This window comes from Sediminivirga luteola (genome assembly GCF_014639315.1).
Taxonomy (GTDB): domain Bacteria; phylum Actinomycetota; class Actinomycetes; order Actinomycetales; family Brevibacteriaceae; genus Sediminivirga; species Sediminivirga luteola.
The window spans coordinates 292,930-309,163 of the sequence record NZ_BMFY01000002.1 but is presented as its reverse complement, the minus strand read 5'-3'; the positions used below and the strand labels follow the sequence as shown (position 1 = coordinate 309,163).

General features: G+C 69.8%; 12 protein-coding genes, 1 pseudogene and 1 riboswitch. Of the genes and pseudogenes, 8 read left to right on the top strand and 5 right to left on the bottom strand.

The annotated features are described in order from the left end of the window. Window positions 1–70: 70 nt before the first annotated feature. From IEW13_RS03190 to IEW13_RS17310, 8 genes and pseudogenes are all read left to right on the top strand, one after another. Window positions 71–391, top strand: coding sequence for a hypothetical protein (locus IEW13_RS03190; protein ID WP_188549467.1), 321 nt, complete (start codon window positions 71–73; stop codon window positions 389–391). Window positions 392–817: 426 nt separating this feature from the next. After that, a riboswitch (glycine riboswitch) is annotated at window positions 818–934 on the top strand. 136 nt (window positions 935–1,070) lie between these two features. After that, complete coding sequence (gcvP, locus tag IEW13_RS03185) at window positions 1,071–4,070, top strand: aminomethyl-transferring glycine dehydrogenase (protein ID WP_188549466.1); 3,000 nt, start codon at window positions 1,071–1,073, stop codon at window positions 4,068–4,070. Window positions 4,071–4,084: 14 nt separating this feature from the next. Beyond that, window positions 4,085–5,203, top strand: a complete 1,119-nt coding sequence (gene gcvT / locus IEW13_RS03180) for a glycine cleavage system aminomethyltransferase GcvT (RefSeq protein ID WP_188549465.1) — start codon at window positions 4,085–4,087, stop codon at window positions 5,201–5,203. Window positions 5,204–5,290: 87 nt separating this feature from the next. After that, complete coding sequence (gcvH, locus tag IEW13_RS03175) at window positions 5,291–5,695, top strand: glycine cleavage system protein GcvH (RefSeq protein WP_188549464.1); 405 nt, start codon at window positions 5,291–5,293, stop codon at window positions 5,693–5,695. Between the two features lie 202 nt (window positions 5,696–5,897). Continuing rightward, the gene (locus IEW13_RS03170; RefSeq protein ID WP_188549463.1) at window positions 5,898–7,463 is read left to right on the top strand and encodes an L-serine ammonia-lyase; all 1,566 of its coding nucleotides are present in this window, start codon (window positions 5,898–5,900) and stop codon (window positions 7,461–7,463) included. A gap of 208 nt (window positions 7,464–7,671) precedes the next feature. After that, a pseudogene (locus IEW13_RS17795) lies at window positions 7,672–7,815 on the top strand (type IV toxin-antitoxin system AbiEi family antitoxin domain-containing protein); the annotation flags it as partial. A 216-nt stretch (window positions 7,816–8,031) separates the two neighbouring features. After that, window positions 8,032–8,343 carry a hypothetical protein gene (locus IEW13_RS17315; protein WP_229744901.1) on the top strand — a complete coding sequence of 104 codons (312 nt, stop codon included), beginning with the start codon at window positions 8,032–8,034 and terminating at the stop codon, window positions 8,341–8,343. Between the two features lie 128 nt (window positions 8,344–8,471). After that, entirely contained in the window at window positions 8,472–8,921 is a 450-nt protein-coding gene (locus IEW13_RS17310) for a hypothetical protein (RefSeq protein ID WP_229744900.1), read from the top strand. A gap of 321 nt (window positions 8,922–9,242) precedes the next feature. On the opposite strand, the gene IEW13_RS03155 is transcribed toward IEW13_RS17310, so the two are convergent. The 5 genes from IEW13_RS03155 to IEW13_RS03130 all read right to left on the bottom strand — a co-directional run bounded on the left by IEW13_RS03155 (window position 9,243) and on the right by IEW13_RS03130 (window position 16,213). Next, a complete protein-coding gene (locus IEW13_RS03155; RefSeq protein WP_188549461.1) occupies window positions 9,243–10,556 on the bottom strand; it encodes a serine hydrolase domain-containing protein in 1,314 nt (437 codons plus the stop codon). Between the two features lie 223 nt (window positions 10,557–10,779). Then, window positions 10,780–12,726, bottom strand: coding sequence for an ATP-binding cassette domain-containing protein (locus IEW13_RS17305; RefSeq protein ID WP_229744899.1), 1,947 nt, complete (start codon window positions 12,724–12,726; stop codon window positions 10,780–10,782). Beyond that, window positions 12,723–13,553, bottom strand: a complete 831-nt coding sequence (locus IEW13_RS03140; RefSeq protein ID WP_188549540.1) for an ABC transporter permease — start codon at window positions 13,551–13,553, stop codon at window positions 12,723–12,725. Before IEW13_RS03140 ends, IEW13_RS17305 begins: the two co-directional genes overlap by 4 nt. A gap of 126 nt (window positions 13,554–13,679) precedes the next feature. Next, complete coding sequence (locus IEW13_RS03135) at window positions 13,680–14,633, bottom strand: ABC transporter permease (RefSeq protein ID WP_229744898.1); 954 nt, start codon at window positions 14,631–14,633, stop codon at window positions 13,680–13,682. Beyond that, on the bottom strand, window positions 14,630–16,213 hold the full coding sequence (locus tag IEW13_RS03130; RefSeq protein ID WP_229744897.1) for an ABC transporter substrate-binding protein: 1,584 nt from the start codon (window positions 16,211–16,213) through the stop codon (window positions 14,630–14,632). The genes IEW13_RS03135 and IEW13_RS03130 overlap by 4 nt, the downstream gene beginning before the upstream one ends. Between the last annotated feature and the right edge of the window lie 21 nt (window positions 16,214–16,234).

Below are 16,234 nucleotides of genomic sequence, written 5' to 3'. Positions count from 1 at the left end.
GACAAAGGCGAGTGCCCAATTCGTCTGTGTTTTTGCCCGCTCCGCACGTTTTCGAACGAACAGGTTACTGATGGCACGGAAATCGCAGCAGCTCTCTGCTGACCAGGCGAAGGAGATCTCGGACGTGCGCCGCTCCGCCCGAGCGCGAGCGCGCGCGAACGAGGCGTACATCCACTCCATCGTGAAGGCGCGCCAATCCGGTGCCACATTCGCGGTGATAGCACGCGCTGCCAACGTCTCCTCCCAGGCGGTGCAGGAGATCGTCCGCCGGCACGGTGCCCCGCAACAGTCCGGCCGCGCCACGGTGACGGACATCGAACGGGCCCGGCACTCCCACGCCAGGGGCGAATCCGACGACCGGGACAGCGAACGCACCGCGGCAGCGGACTGAGAATTCCCCGGCGGCAGTACGTCGCCCTTTTTCCTGTCCCCGCCTCGCCACCGGGCCGGCAGCGCCACTGCCCCGGCATCCGGCCCGGCGCCGCGGGGACCGGTGTATTGACGTTCCATCTTTTGCGGGTCCATTCGCCCTGCAACGATCCGCTCACACGGGCGCGAACCGTCCCCCGGGGGTGCGAATAGGGTCCTCTGCCACTTGCGCGCGGACGCGCTGAATCCACGAGGGGCCGGCCGCTCGGATCGTGAGACGTGCCGGGACAGGAGCCGGGCAGAAGGCTGAGCCAGAAGGCACGATGACCACCGGTGCCGTGAGCGGCCGCCGGATCCTCTTCCACTGTGAGCCGTCTCATCATGCCTCCGCCGGGGGCTCCGCCCGTGGCCGGTGCCATGTATGCTGGAACACACATCGACGCCGTTACGAACTGCAGTGGGAGAGCTCCGCGCCCTACCCGGCACCCAGCCGGGGAAGACGAGGAGCGCCGTAGGTGCAACCCCCTCCCCGGGAAACTCTCAGGCCCAGTACCACTGCAGACAGGCTCCTCTGGAGAGGCTCGCCGGCATATCGCCTGGCCGCCTCGACAGAGCGGGGAGGATACGCAAGCTTGAAGCGCGCATCCTCTCCGGTCAGCCGGCTTGACGAGGATGCCACTCCCAGTGAGGACAGTCCTTTTATGACCGAGCAGGCACCGAGCAGTCTCTCCCACACGGCCGCGGCATCAGGCGACGCACCCCGCCCCTTCTCCGACCGTCATCTGGGCCCGCGCGCGCATGAGATCGGCACCATGCTGGCCGCCGTGGGCGCCTCATCCCTGGACGAGCTCGCCACCCGCGCCGTGCCCGCCAACATCCAGTCCGGCGAGCGGCTCGACCTGCCCGCTGCGCTCAGCGAGGAAGAGGCGCTGCAGGCGCTGCGGGACCTGGCCGCCAAGAACACCGTGCGCACCCAGCTCATCGGCCAGGGCTACTACGAGACCGTCACGCCCGCCGTGCTGCGCCGGAACGTCCTGGAGAACCCCGCCTGGTACACCGCCTACACGCCGTACCAGCCCGAGATCTCCCAGGGCCGGCTGGAGGCGCTGCTGAACTTCCAGACCGCGGTGCAGGACCTCACCGGCCTGGACATCGCCAACGCCTCCCTGCTGGACGAGGCCACCGCCGTCGCCGAAGCCGTGCTCCTCATGCGCCGTGCCAATAAGAAGGGTCACCGCATCGTCCTCGATCGGGACCTGCACCCGCAGACCATCGCTGTGGTCCGGGTCCGCGCCAAGGCCATGGACTTCCAGGTCGAAGTCGCCGATCTCACCGAGGGCCTGGTCGGCGAGGACATCTTCGGCATCGTCATCCAGCAGCCCGGCAGCTCCGGCGCCGTGCAGGACTACGCGGCGGCCATCGCCGCGGCGAAGGAACGCGGCGCGCTCGTCACGATCGCCACGGACCTGCTGGCGCTGACCCTCATGAAGGACCCCGGCAGCCAGGGCGCGGACATCGCCGTCGGCTCCGCGCAGCGCTTCGGCGTGCCGCTGTTCTTCGGCGGACCGCACGCCGGGTTCATCGCCGTGCGGGAGAAGCTCCAGCGGATGCTGCCCGGACGCCTCGTCGGCGTGTCCAAGGACGCCGACGGCCGGCCCGCCTACCGGCTGGCGCTGCAGACCCGCGAGCAGCACATCCGCCGGGAGAAGGCCACCTCCAACATCTGCACCGCGCAGGCGCTGCTGGCGGTCGTCGCCAGCATGTACGCCGTCTACCACGGGCCGGTGGGGCTGCGCCGGATCGCCTCCCGCGTGCACCGGCTCGCCGTCGCCTTCGCCGATGCGCTGACCGCCGACGGGGACACCGGGCTCGACGTGGTCCACGAGAGCTTCTTCGATACGGTCCTGCTGCGCGCCGCGGACGAGTCCGCCGCCGATGCCGCCCTCACCGCCGCCGAGGAGGCAGGACTCAACCTGCGCCGCGTCGACGGCACGCACCTGGGCGTCTCCTTCGGCGAGCCGCACGGCCCAGCCACCGTCAATGCCCTGCTGGCCGCGCTGGGTGCCGGGGAGCGCATCGACGAGGGGGCTTTTGCCTCCGCCTCCAGCGGCACCTTCGGCCAGGCGCAGCTGCCCGCCCCCCGCTTCAGCCCGGACCTGCACCGCAGCACGGACTTCCTCACCCACCCGGTGTTCTCCGCGCACGGCTCGGAGACCTCCATGATGCGGTACCTGCGCACCCTGGCGGACCGGGATCTGGCGCTGGACCGGACCATGATCCCGCTGGGCTCGTGCACCATGAAACTCAATGCCGCCGCGGAGATGGAGGCCATCTCCTGGCCGGAGTTCGCCTCCATCCACCCCTTCGCCCCGGCACATCAGACCGCCGGCTGGCGTGAGCTGATCGAGGACCTGGAAGCGCGCCTGGTCACGGTGACCGGCTACGACCGGGTCTCCCTGCAGCCGAACGCCGGCTCCCAGGGCGAGCTGGCCGGCCTGCTGGCCATCCGCGGCTACCACCTCTCCCGCGGCGAGGCACAGCGCACCGTCTGCCTCATCCCGCAGTCCGCACACGGCACGAACGCCGCCTCCGCCGTCCTGGCCGGTCTGAAGGTCGTGGTCGTGGCGACCGCGGAGGACGGCTCGATCGACCTGGACGACCTGGACGCCAAGATCGCCCAGCACGCCGAGCAGCTAGCCGGGATCATGATCACCTACCCCTCCACCCACGGGGTCTACGAGTCCGATGTGCGCCGCGTCTGCCAGTCGGTGCACGACGCCGGCGGGCAGGTGTACGTGGACGGCGCGAACCTCAACGCCCTGGTCGGCCTGGCCAAGCCGGGCGAGTTCGGCGGCGACGTCTCCCATCTGAACCTGCACAAGACCTTCTGCATCCCGCACGGCGGTGGCGGGCCGGGCGTGGGACCGGTGGCGGTGCGCGAGCATCTGGCGCCGTTCCTGCCCGGCGATCCGCTCGATCCGGCCCTGGTCTCCGGCGAGGAGGACGCCGTGGACCTGCCGGTCTCCGCGAGCCTCTACGGCTCCGCCGGCGTGCTGCCGATCAGCTGGGCGTACCTGGCGATGATGGGCCCGGAGGTCGTGGAGTCCACCAAGACGGCACTCCTGGGGGCGAACTACATCGCCGCCCGCCTGAACGATTCCTTCCCGGTGCTCTACTCCGGTGAGGGCGGTCTGGTGGCCCACGAGTGCATCCTCGACCTGCGGGAGGTGACCAGGAAGACTGGCGTCACGGCCGAGGACGTCGCCAAGCGGCTCATCGACTACGGCTTCCACGCCCCCACCCTCGCCTTCCCGGTGGCCGGCACGCTCATGGTCGAACCGACCGAATCGGAAGACCTGGCGGAGCTGGACCGGTTCATCGAGGCGATGCGCGCCATCCGCGCCGAGATCGACCAGGTCGCCGCCGGCGACTTCTCGCTGGAGGACTCGCCCCTGCGGAACGCCCCGCACACCGCCGCCAGCGTGATGGCCGACGACTGGGACAAGCCCTACCCGCGCAGCCAGGCGGCCTTCCCCGTGCCGGGGCTGTATCAGACCAAGTACTTCCCCCCGGTCCGCCGCATCGACGGCGCCTACGGGGACCGCAACCTGGTCTGCTCCTGCCCGCCGCCGGAGGCCTTCGAGACGCCCGCACCCGCCGCAGAGACCACCGAGACCGCCGCGCCGGCGGGCGTGAGCTGAAGGAGAGAACCCCGATGACCGGATCGAGCAAGCACACCGCCCTGCACGACATCCACGCCGAGCTGGGCGCCTCCTTCACGGACTTCGGCGGCTGGGACATGCCGTTGAAGTACGGCTCCGAACTCACCGAGCACCGCGCGGTGCGCAGCGCCGCGGGGATCTTCGATCTGTCCCATATGGGCGAGGTTCGGCTCACCGGCCCCGGCGCCGCTGCGGCTCTGGACTACGCGCTCATCAGCCGGCTCTCGGCTATCAAGCCGGGGCGGGCCAAGTACACCGTGATCGTGAACGAGCAGGGCAAGCTCCTGGACGATCTCATCGTCTACCGGCTCGGCGAGGAGGAGTTCCTCGTGGTGCCCAACGCCGGTAACGCCGTGCGGGTGGCGGCTGAACTCGCCCGGCGCGCGGAGAGCTTCGACGTCACGGTCGCCGATGAGTCCGCGGAGACCTCGCTCATCGCCGTCCAGGGCCCGGCGGCGGAATCCATCCTGCTGGAACTGGTCGCGGCTGAGGACGCCGAGGCGGTCCGGTCCCTGAAGTACTACGCCGCCGTGACGCTCGCGGTGTCCGGCATCGAGGTCCTGCTGGCCCGCACCGGTTACACCGGCGAAGACGGCTTCGAGCTGTTCCTGCCGAACGCGCAGGCTCCCGCGCTCTGGCGCGCAGTGGTCGAGGCCGGGACGCCGCACGGCCTCATCCCAGCCGGTCTGGCTGCGCGGGACTCGCTCCGGCTGGAAGCGGGCATGCCGCTCTACGGGAACGAGCTGACCACGGAGCTGACGCCGTTCGAGGCAGGGTTGGGCCGGATGATCCCCTTCGACTCCAAGGAGGACTTCGTCGGCCGTGAAGCCCTGGAACCGCTGCGCGGCACGCAGCCGGCGCGGGTCCTGGTGGGCCTGGCCTCCCAGGGACGGCGCGCGGCCCGTCAGGGCTCTGCCGTGCTGGTGGACGGCGAGGTCGTCGGCGTGGTGACCTCCGGGCAGCCCTCCCCCACGCTGGGGCACCCCATCGCGCTGGCATACGTGGACTCGGCCCACGCCGAGCCGGGTACCGCCGTGCAGGCAGACGTCCGCGGCAAGGTGCACGACTTCGAGGTCGTCGCCCTGCCGTTCTATCGCCGCAAGAAGGACTGAAAGGACCCCCGGCCGGGCGGGACAGGCGCGCCCGGCAGGCCCGCGGCAGGATCGCGGCGCAGGACGAACTCAAGGAGAGGAACAGACATGGCAGCACAGCTCCCCCCGCTTCCCGAGGGCTACAGCTACTCCGCGGAGCACGAGTGGATCGACGCCCCGGCGGACGACGCAGCCGGGAAGACCGTGACGGTCGGCATCACCGCCGTCGCCGCCGATGCGCTCGGCGAGGTGGTCTACGTGGACCCGCCGGGCGAGGGCGATGAGGTGACCGCGGGCGAGGTCTGCGGCGAGGTGGAGTCCACCAAGTCGGTCTCGGACCTCTTCTCCCCGGTATCCGGCACGGTGGTGGAGGTCAACGAGGCCGTCACCGCTGACCCCGGGTTGCTCAACTCCGACCCGTACGAGGCGGGCTGGATCTTCAAGGTGCAGGTCACCGATACCGGTGAGCTGCTCGACGCGGCGGGCTACCGGGCGCTCACCAAGCAGGACTGAGCGTTTTCACCGCCGGAGTGAATCCGGAGGGCATGCCGGCAGCGGACCCGCGGATTCACTACGGAGTGAAGCGCTCCTCGCGGTACCGCTGGTTCTTCCCAGCCCGTTCCCTCGAAGGCCCGCCTGGGTTCCCGGGCGCGGCCGGACATGAGCGGTTCGGGATTGCATCCGCAGTCTCAGGCGAACAGGCAGGTGAGAGAAGATGAGTGTCGGCGTATTCGATCTCTTCACGGTGGGCATCGGGCCCTCCAGCTCCCACACGGTGGGACCGATGCGGGCGGCGGCGATGTTCGTCGACGCGGCCCGGCAGCACGAGGCCTGCGGGGGTGAGACGCTCGGCCGCGTCTCCGGCCTGCGGGTGGACGTCTACGGGTCCCTCGCCGCGACCGGGAAGGGCCATGGCACCTTCACCGCGATCCTCTTGGGCCTGGAGGGGTATTGGCCGGACCGGATCGAGCCGGAGGAAGTCGAGGAGCGGTTGTCCGCCATCGAGTCCTCCGGCCGGATCCGCCTGGGCGGGGTCCTGGAACTGGAGTACGGCGTCGACGATATGGTCCTGCGACCGCTGACCGTGCTGCCCCGGCACACCAACGGCGTGCGGTTCACGCTGCTGGACGCCGCCGGTGACGAACTGTTCGCGGAGACCTATTTCTCGGTGGGCGGCGGCTTCGTCGTCAGCGAGAGCGAGGAGGCTGCCACCGGGCCGGAGGCATCGGCGGATGCGGCGGGTGCCCCGGAAGCACCGGCACGCGCGGAGACACCGGCGGGCGCGGAAGCATCGGCGGGTTCGCCGGGGTCGAGCGCCGACGCGGGTGGTTCGCCGCCGGTCGGAGCAGACCGGGAGCCGTCCGTGCAGCGGACAGCCGGTGAGGTACCGGAGAGGGAACCGTACCCGTTCACCAGCGCCGCGGAACTGATGGAGCACTGCCGCACCAGCGGGAAGGCCGTCTGGGAGGTACAGCTGGCCAATGAGCTGGTCCACCGCCCGGAGGAGGAGATCCGTGCCGGGCTGCTGCACATCCACCAGGTCATGGAGGAGTGCGCCCAGCGGTCCATCGACCGCAGCGGGCACCTGCCGGGCGGCCTGAAGGTGCGCCGGCGGGCCCACGACTGGGCACTGCGGTTGAAGGAGGAGGACCCCGACCGCGACCCGCGGTTCTATCAGGAGTGGGTGAACCTCGTCGCGCTCGCGGTGAACGAGGAGAACGCCTCCGGCGGGCGCGTGGTGACCGCGCCGACGAACGGCGCGGCCGGCATCATCCCGGCCGTGCTGCACTACGCCCTGAACTACGTGCCCGCCGTGACCGACGGCGGCGAGGAGGCCCGGCAGGACGCGATCGTGCGATTCCTGCTGACGGCGGCGGCCATCGGCGTGCTGTACAAGACCCGTGCGTCCATCTCCGGCGCGGAGGTCGGCTGCCAGGGCGAGGTCGGCTCGGCGTCGTCGATGGCGGCCGGCGGACTGGCCGAGGTGCTGGGCGGCACGGTGCAGCAGGTGGAGAACGCCGCTGAGATCGCGATGGAGCACAACCTGGGTCTGACCTGCGATCCCATAGCCGGACTGGTGCAGGTGCCGTGCATCGAGCGCAATGCCATCGCTGCGGGCAAGGCGATCAACGCCGCGAAGATGGCACTGTGGGGCGACGGCGACCACCGGGTCTCACTGGACGAGGTGATCGAGACCATGCGGCAGACCGGCGCGGACATGTCCACCAAGTACAAGGAGACCGCGATGGGCGGCCTGGCCGTCAACGTCGTGGAGTGCTGAGGCGTCGCAGCCGTTGTGCTCGAATGGAGTCGGAGCGTGAGCGCTTCTTGACGATCGTGGCGAAACTCGGCTTCTCCTCAGCGGGAAGTGCTTTGTACAGATCTCCCTGCTCATGCCGGCACGACGGGCGAGTTCGCTGGGGTTCCCACACCGGACTTCGTCATCGCCTCCTGTTTACAGATAGAGTCTCATTTGAGACTCTATCTGTATGGTTGGGCGACTGGACCTGTTGGGAGTGAGCGACGCGGCTGAGATGCTCGGCGTCACTCGCCGGCAGGTAAACCGGCTCACCGCTTCCGGTGACTTGGTAAAGGTCGCTCGTGGTCTGGTGGATCGCACCTCCGTCGAGCGCTACCTTGCCTCAGGAGGGGCGGCCCATGTCCGAGGATGGACTGAGCCCACTGCCTGGGCCGCGATCACACTCCTTGCGGGAGGGGAGCCGTACTGGCTGGGCGCTCCGCAGCGTTCCAGACTGCGCCACGCTCTTCACACGGTCAGCTCGCCCAGCGAGTTCACTGCCCGGGTCCGCAATCGTGCCACGGTGCATCCGTATGAAGGGCACCGTTCGGTGACCGAGAGGGTGCGACAAGAACTCGTCATCGCTCACCGAAGCCGCCTGGGCCTCGTGGAGACCGGAACCTACGTCGACGGGTATGCGGGGGCAGACGCGCTTCCGGTCCTCGCGCGGCGGTTCGGTCTACGCGAGAACCCGCGTGGCACGATCATTCTCCGGGCGGTGACCATCGACCTGTCGATAGTGGCGGACTTGACGTCCACTAGCGCGCTTGCAGCCGTCGACACGGCCGGATCCCTGGACCCGCGTGAGCGCGGCGTCGGTGAGCGCGCACTGTCGCAACTCCTGGAGAGGTTCAGACGATGACCAGGCGACCGCGACGGCCAACGATCAACGTTGACACCCCTCCTGGAGGATGGGCGCAGCCCTGGCCACAGGTGGGAGAACTTGTCGCTGCCCTTCCCGCGGCTGGCTGGACCCTCGTCGGAGGTTTGATGACTCAGCTTCATGCCGCTCATCACGGGATTGAGGCGGTGCGCGCCACCGACGACATCGATATGGTGCTGCACATCGAGGTCCAACGCGGACTTCCGGAGCGAGTTGCACACACTCTGGAACAGCTAGGCTACCGCCTACAAACTGCGGTTGACCCTCGGAGTAACACAGCACACCGGTTCACCCGCGGTGGGAACCACATCGATGTCGTGGTCGGCGCGCAGCGGGACGTCGTTGACGCCTTGGTCGCCGACCATGCAGCGCCTCGGGTGATCGAACGGCTGCGCGGTAGAGACATGATTCGCATTGAAGGCGGAACACAGGCTCTCCGGCGCACCGTCAACGCGGTCATTGAAATAAATAGAGGGGGATCCGTATTCCCTCTCGGTGCCGCGGCCCTTCGGCGCTTTGATCCTCAAGGCGGCCGCCTATCGATCCGACGCGCGTGACCGGGATCGCCACCTGCTCGATGCGATGGTGCTTCTGGCTTGCATCGACGATCCTTACGCGGAGCGAGAGGAATTCACTGGCTCAGATCGGGCAAGGCTCGCGGTTCTCGCTCGTGCACTCCCGCCGGAACTTCCGATGTGGAGCGCGTTATCGGAGCTCACTCGGAGGGACGCGCAACTTGCTCTAGCCATCTTGAGCGAGGGCGTCAAGGAGAGATAGCTGGCGTAGCGTGTCCGCGTGTCCCGTTGCGCTGTTCGAAATGGAGACGAATAACGGCGCGCAGTTCAATCGTCGCTGTGGAGGGATATGACGTACCCTCCTCACAGCACCCGGGCCAGGGCCGTCAGGAGGTCCTTGGCGCGGGAGTCCTTGTTCTCGGCGAGCATCTCATTGCTCAGGAACGAGAACCCGATGCCGTGCTCGGGCCAGGCGCCGTGCAGGCCGCCGCCGGCACCGCTGTGGCCGAAAGCCGGGCGCACCGGGCCGTAGGTGCCGATGGAATCGTCCAGTTCGAAGCCCAGACCGAACCGCAGCGGCCTGTCGTTGATCGCATCGACGCCCTCCGCCCACTCCCGGGTCGCCTGCGCCAGGGCGTCCGGGTGCACGAGGGTGCCGGTGCCATCGGGACCGTTGCCGGGCGTCCGGGCGGCGTGAGCGTCGTCGCCGGACCCGGCGGAGCTGGCGTTAGAGGAACCGCTGCTGTCCGTGTCGGTGGCGTGAGCATCACTGTTCACGCTGTCCGCGCAGCCTGTCCGGTCCCGTCCACGCGCAACCGGAGACACAGCCACCGCCAGACGGGAGTACAGGCGCGCCATCGCATCGGCGGTCCCGACGGCACCCCCGGCAGCCAGCTGGCCGCGCCGCAGCTGCGGGGTGTTGAACAGGTCCCCGCCCAGCAGGGTGCCCCGGTACATGCGCTCGACGATCCGCCGTCGTTCCGGGTCCTCCAGGAACGTGCTGATCGCGTAGTCCGGGCCACGGAACACCGGGGCCACGCGGGAGTCCAGCGACTCCGGCAGCCCGAGATGCACGTCCAGGCCGAGCGGCTGCGCCAGCTCCTCGGCCAGGAGCGCCCCCACGTCCTTGCCGGTGATGCGCCGGAGCAGTTCCGTCATCAGGTACCCGTAGGTGATCGCGTGATACGCCACCCTCGTCCCCGGCTCCCACAGCGGTCGCTGGGCCGCCAGCGCACGCGCATTGGCCGCGTTGTCCAGCACGGCCCACTCACCTGCCGGCTCCGGGTCCACATAGGGGAGCCCCACGGTGTGCGAGAGCAGATGCCAGACCCGCACGTCCTCCTTGCCGTTCGCGGCGAACTCCGGCCAGTACCGTGCGACCGGTACCCGCACGTCCAGTTCCCCGCGGCCAGCCAGGACCGCCGCAAGCGTCGCCACCAGCCCCTTGGTCCCGGAGAACAACACGGTCATGGTGTCCGGCGTCCACGGATCCCGCACGGGATCATCAGGAGAAGGCCGCTCCGTCCGGCTGCCGCCGTAGAACCTGGCCACCGGTGCCCCGGCACGATACACCGTGAACGCCATGCCGCCGCGAGCCCGCTGAAGATGCGTGCGGAACGTCCCGGTCAGCGCCTCGAACGCCGGGCCGGGAAGCCCCGCGTCGTTGAACGCCAGCAAGCCGCTCGCCGGGTCCTGCACAGCCGCGTCGCCGACCCAGGAGCGGTTGTTCCCGGGTGTGTGAGGGGCCTTCGAACGACCGTGCCCGATCGTGCGCAGAGCCCCCGCACGATTGGGTCCCGCGGGGCCGGGTGCGGCCGGACCGGGTACCTCCGCCGGGCCGGGCGTCTCCTCCCCAGGGCCGTGTGCTCCGGCGCCGTTCGTCCTCGGGGACGCGCCCAGCTCAGAGGCTGGGCACATTGGCGATCAGTTCTCGGGTGTACCCGTGCTTCGGCTGCTCCAGCACCACGGCGGTGTCGTCCATATCCACGATCTTCCCGCGCTGCAGCACCGCCAGGCGCTGCGAGATGTGCCGCGCCAGGGCGATGTTGTGCGTGACGAAGAGCATCGCCATGCCGGTCTCAATCTGCAGCGTGCGCAGCAGGTCCACGATGGATGCCTGCACCGAGACGTCCAGAGCGGAGGTCACCTCGTCGCAGATCAGCACTGAGGGAGCATTCACCAGCGCCCTGGCGATCGCCACCCGCTGCCGCTCGCCGCCGGAGAGCTCACCGGGCCGCCGGTCCGCGAACTCGCGTCCCAGCTTCACCTGGTCCAGTGCGTCGAGCACCCACTGGCGGCGCTGGGCCGGAGTGGAGGAGTAGTTCATCCGCAGCGGCACCTCGATGGACTCGGCCACCGTCCGGCGCGGGTTCAGCGAGGAGAACGGGCTCTGGAAGACGTACTGGATCCGGCGGCGCTCCTCCACGCTGCGCTGCCGGGTGGCCGGCGCGAGGACGCGCCCGTCCAGCCGTACCTCGCCCTCGTAGCTGCCGATCAGGCCGGACAGGCATCGTGCCAGCGTGGTCTTGCCGGACCCGGATTCGCCCAGCAGCATCATCGACTCACCCGGCCGCAGCGAGAGGCTGATCCCGTCGAGCACCTGGTGCGCGCCGTAGGCCAGGCGCAGATCGCGGGCGTCCAGGACGGCCTCCGGCGCCGATGCGTTCCCGCCGCCGGCGGTCCCGTCCGGGCCTTCCGTCACGCCCGGGCCTGCCGGGCCGTCTGCGGATCCGGCTCCCGCAGGGATCGCGCCGTTTCCAGTGCTCACCGTGCCGGCGTGCGCCTGGCCGGTAGCCGGGACCTCGCCGGGGACGGTCCGGGACTCGCCCCGGAGGTCGCCACCGGCAGCTGCGTCCGCGCTCGGCGAGACGGGCCGCGGAGCCTCGGCTGCGCCATCCGGCTGCGGCGGGGCATCGGCGGTCCCGGTCTCCCCACCGGCATCAAGGGGCGCGTCCACAGCCGGGAGATCGCCCGTGATGGCGTCCACATCGCCGATGGACCGCCTGCCCTCCAGATCCGGCACGGCGCTCAGGAGCTTGCGGGTGTAGGGGTGCCGGGGCCGGTAGAGCACCTGCGCGCAGTCGCCCTGCTCCACCAGCTCCCCGGACTTCATCACCGCCACCTGCTGCGCCACCTGCGCCACGACCGCCAGATCGTGCGTGATGTAGACACCTGCCACATCGTGCCGTGCGGCCAGCTCGCTCACCGTCTCCAGGACGAGCGCCTGCGTGCTCACGTCCAGGCCCGTGGTGGGCTCGTCCAGCACCATGACGGCCGGGCGGCAGGCAAAGGCCATGGCGATGCCGATCCGCTGCTGCTGACCACCGGAGAGCTGATGCGGGAACTTCCGCAGCGCTGCCTCGTCGTGCGGCATGCCGACGTCCTGCATCACCTGCGCCACCCGATCCCGGCGCTCCTGCTCGGAGCCGCCGTAGCCGTGCACGTGCAGCACCTCGAGGATCTGGGCGCCGATGCGCATGGCCGGGTTCAGCGAGAGCGCCGGGTCCTGCGGCACGTAGGAGATGGAGCCGCCCCGCAGCCGGCGCCGCTCGGGCTCGGTGAGCTCCAGGATGTCCACGGCATGGCCGTCCTCGCTCACCAGGACGGTGCCGCCGGTGTGCCTCAGGCCCCGGCGGAAATGACCCAGCCCGGCCAGGCCCGCGGTGGTCTTCCCGGAACCGGATTCGCCCACCAGCGCGAGAATGGTGCCCGGTGCCACCGCGAAGGAGACTCCGTGCAGCACCTCGGCGCCGTCGGCGGTCCGGGCCACCCGCAGGTCGCGGACTTCAAGGGCCGTGCCGGCAGGCGCGCTGCCATCGCTGCGGGGCGTGTCGGTCGTGGTGCTCATTCCTTGTCCTCCACGTTCAGGGTGGCCGAGGCGCGGGCCAGCGAGTCGGCGATCAGGTTGATGCCCACCGTCAGCAGCGCGATCGCGATCACCGGCAGGATGACGCCCCAGGGCTGGAGCACCAGCGCGATCCGGTTCTCGTTGATCATCAGGCCCCAGTCGGCCGTCGGCGGCTGCATGCCCAGGCCCAGGAAGGACAGGGAGGCCACCGCGCCGATCGAATAGGTCATCCGCAGGCCGAGCTCCACCATCAGCGGGCCGGTGATGTTCGGCAGCACCTCGCTGAACAGGATCTTCCACTGCGGCACGGCGTACATCTGCGCGGCCTTGATGTAGTCCTCGTTGATCACCGAGGCGGTGGCCGCGCGGGCCACCCGGGCGATCCTGGGTGCGTGGGTGACGCCGATGACGGTCACCAGCACCCAGCCCTGGGGGCCGAGGACGGTGATCGCCAGCAGCGCGAAGACCAGCTGCGGGATGGCCAGCAGCACATCGTTGCCGCGCATGATCACGCTGTCGATGCGTCCGCCGCGATACGCCGCGAGCATGCCCAGCACGGTGCCCAGGACGAGCCCGAGCAGGGTGGCCAGCGCGGCGTAGAGCAGCAGCCGGGTGCCGCCGTCCAGGAACCGGCTGAGCACGTCCCGGCCCAGGTTGTCGGTGCCCAGGACACCGTCCGGCTGGAACGGCCGCCCGGCGAAGTCGGTGCTGGAATAGCCGGTGGCCCAGGGCAGCAGGAGCGGCCCGGCCAGGGCGAGCAGCACGACGATGCCGGCCAGGACGGCGCCGATGCGTGCCTGCGGCTGGGCGATGACGCGCCGGAGCATGCCCGGCGGCCGGGAGGCCTGGCCTTCGGTCAGCGCCGGGGTTGCGGCTGCGGACGAGGCTGGTCCGGCTGGTCCAGGTGATCCGGCGGTGTGCGGTCCGGTGGGTGCGGGGTTCGTGCTCACGCCTCAGGCCTCCGTCCGGAGCTTGGGATTCGTCAGGATGCCGACGATGTCCGCCAGCAGGTTCACCACGACGTACAGTGCGGCGATCAGCATGGAGATCGCCTGCACCACCTGCACGTCCCGGTTGGCGACCGCGTCGACGAGCGCCTGCCCCATCCCGGGATAGCGGAAGAGGAACTCGATCACCACGATGCCGCCGGCCAGCCAGGCCAGCTGGATGGCGATCACCTGGGCCACCGGCGCCAGTGCGTGGGGCAGTGCGTGGCGGAGGATGACCTGGCGCTCGGGCACGCCCTTGAGCCGGGCCATCTCCACGTATCCGCTGTCGAGGACCTCGATCATGGTGGCCCGCATCATCCGCACGATGTACGGCGCCACCACCAGGGCGAGGGTGACCACCGGCAGCACGAGCTGGCTGGGGTAGTTCCACACCTGCTCGCCGGGCGGGGCCATCGTCACCGAGGGCAGCAGGGTGAAGACGGTGGTGGAGAACAGCGTGATCAGGACGATGCCGATGACGAACTCCGGCAGCGCGGCCAGGACGAGGGTCACGCCGGAGGCGGTGTGGTCCCCGCCGCGGCCGCGGCGCAGCGCGCTGTAGGTGCCGACCAGGATGCCGGCGGGCACCGCGATGACGGCGGCCAGGACCATCAGCACCAGGGAGGCGCCGATCCGGTCGCCCAGCAGTTCGCTCACCGGTCCGCCGGTGGCGGCGGAGGTGCCGAAGTCGCCGATGAACAGGCCGCCCAGCCAGCTGAGGTACCGCAGCCACACCGGGTCGTTCAGGCCCATCTGCTCGCGCAGCGCCGCCAGCCGTTCGGGGGTGGCCTGCTGTCCGAGGATCGCGCGGGCCGGGTCGCCCGGCAGCAGCAGGGTGGCGAAGAACACCAGCAGGGAGACCAGCAGCAGGATGACGACGCTGATCAGCAGTCGTTTGACGATCATGCGGGCGATCATCGTGCCTCCTCTCCCAGCCACACGCGCCGGAACTCGTAGCCGGAAAGCGAGAGGCCGGTGCGGTTGGGGACCAACCCGGCGACGTAGTTCTGATAGGCGTCGGCCTGATTGGAGAAGCCCCAGACGATGTAGCCGCCCTCGTGGTACTCGATCTCCATGGCCTGGGCGATGAGCGCATCCCGCTCATCCTCGTCGAGGGCTTCCCGGGCCCGCGCGACCAGATCGTTGAACTCCGGGTGGTCCCACCGGGTCTCGTTGAACGGCGCCTCGGGAAGGGAACCCTGGGCGGCCTGGGAGATGAAGTTCCTGGTGTACCAGAAGTCCTGGGCGAAGTCCCAGTGCAGGTAGTCCTCCCCGAAGAACGTCGTCGCGTCCACCCGGCGGATGTTCACCGTGATGCCCGCGGCGGCCGCCTGCTGGGCGAAGACCTGGGCGGCCTCGACCGCCCCGGACTGGATGGGCGCCGTGACCAGCTCCACCTCCAGCCCGTCCGGGTAGCCCGCCTCGGCCAGTAACTGACGGGCCCGCTCGATGTCCTGGCTGCGCTGCGGCAGATGGTCCGGATAACCGGGATCGAAGGGCGCGTACAGGTCGTTGCCCACGACGCCGTGGCCGCTGTAGACCTGCTCGACCATCTGCTCGCGGTCGATCACCAGCCGGAACGCCTCGCGGACGCGATTGTCGTCATAGGGCGGTCGGTCCACGCGCATGGTGAACGGCAGCCAGGCGCCGGTCTCGGAGTTGAGGATGCTGATCCGCGGATCGGTCTGCAGCACCTCGATGAGCGCCAGCGGGATCTGCCCGATGGCGTCCACCTGCGTGGAGAGCAGCGCGTTGACCAGGGCGTCCTCGTCATCGAAATTGAGGATGACGAGCTCGTCCAGATAGGGCTCACCATCCTGCCAGTAATGCTCGTTGCGGGTGAACACGCTCTGCTGACCCGGGGTGAAGGAGTCCACCTTGAACGGGCCCGTGCCGATCGGGTTCTCCGGGTCGTAGTCGGCCGGCACGATGGTGTTCATGTACTGGGCCAGGGCGTCGTCGAAGATCGCCGAGGGGGTGGAGAGCCGGAACTGGACGGTCAGCTCATCCACCGCGACCGTCTCGTCCAGCATCGAGAGGCTGGAAGCGCCGGCCTTGGGATCGTCCGGGTTGGTGATCCGCTCGAAGGAGGCCACTACATCCTCGGCCGTCATGGGCCGCCCGTCATGGAACCGCACGCCGGGGCGCAACTGCGCCGTCCACGTCATCGCGTCCTCGGAGGGCGTCACGCTCGTGGCCAGGCGCGGCTGGATGGTGTAGTCGTCGTCCCAGTAGAGCAGGGTCTCGTACAGGTTGATGACCCGGGCGATGTCGGTGGTTCCCACGGGTGTATGCGCATCCACGGTGTCCGCGGCGCCGCCGCCGGTCAGGCCCACCCGCAGCGTCCCGCCCGGTTGCGGATTACCGCTGGGCTGGATGGAGACCCCCGGCTGCGTGCTGCCGCAGGCGGCCAGCAGGCCGGTGGCGCCCAGGGCGAGTCCCGTGCCGAGCAGGTGCCGGCGGCTGACCCGCCTGCCGGGACCACCGGCGAGCGGCACGGCTCCGCGCGGCAGCGCACC

Excerpts from the sequence above, each read along its gene's own strand:
- IEW13_RS17310 (WP_229744900.1), top strand. The coding sequence starts at position 8,472 with ATGACTCAGCTTCATGCCGCTCATCACGGGATTGAGGCGGTGCGCGCC.
- IEW13_RS03135 (WP_229744898.1), bottom strand. The coding sequence starts at position 14,633 with ATGATCGCCCGCATGATCGTCAAACGACTGCTGATCAGCGTCGTCATC.
- gcvT (WP_188549465.1), top strand. The coding sequence starts at position 4,085 with ATGACCGGATCGAGCAAGCACACCGCCCTGCACGACATCCACGCCGAG.
- IEW13_RS03140 (WP_188549540.1), bottom strand. The coding sequence starts at position 13,553 with ATGCTCCGGCGCGTCATCGCCCAGCCGCAGGCACGCATCGGCGCCGTC.
- gcvP (WP_188549466.1), top strand. The coding sequence starts at position 1,071 with ATGACCGAGCAGGCACCGAGCAGTCTCTCCCACACGGCCGCGGCATCA.
- IEW13_RS03170 (WP_188549463.1), top strand. The coding sequence starts at position 5,898 with ATGAGTGTCGGCGTATTCGATCTCTTCACGGTGGGCATCGGGCCCTCC.
- IEW13_RS03190 (WP_188549467.1), top strand. The coding sequence starts at position 71 with ATGGCACGGAAATCGCAGCAGCTCTCTGCTGACCAGGCGAAGGAGATC.
- IEW13_RS17305 (WP_229744899.1), bottom strand. The coding sequence starts at position 12,726 with ATGAGCACCACGACCGACACGCCCCGCAGCGATGGCAGCGCGCCTGCC.
- gcvH (WP_188549464.1), top strand. The coding sequence starts at position 5,291 with ATGGCAGCACAGCTCCCCCCGCTTCCCGAGGGCTACAGCTACTCCGCG.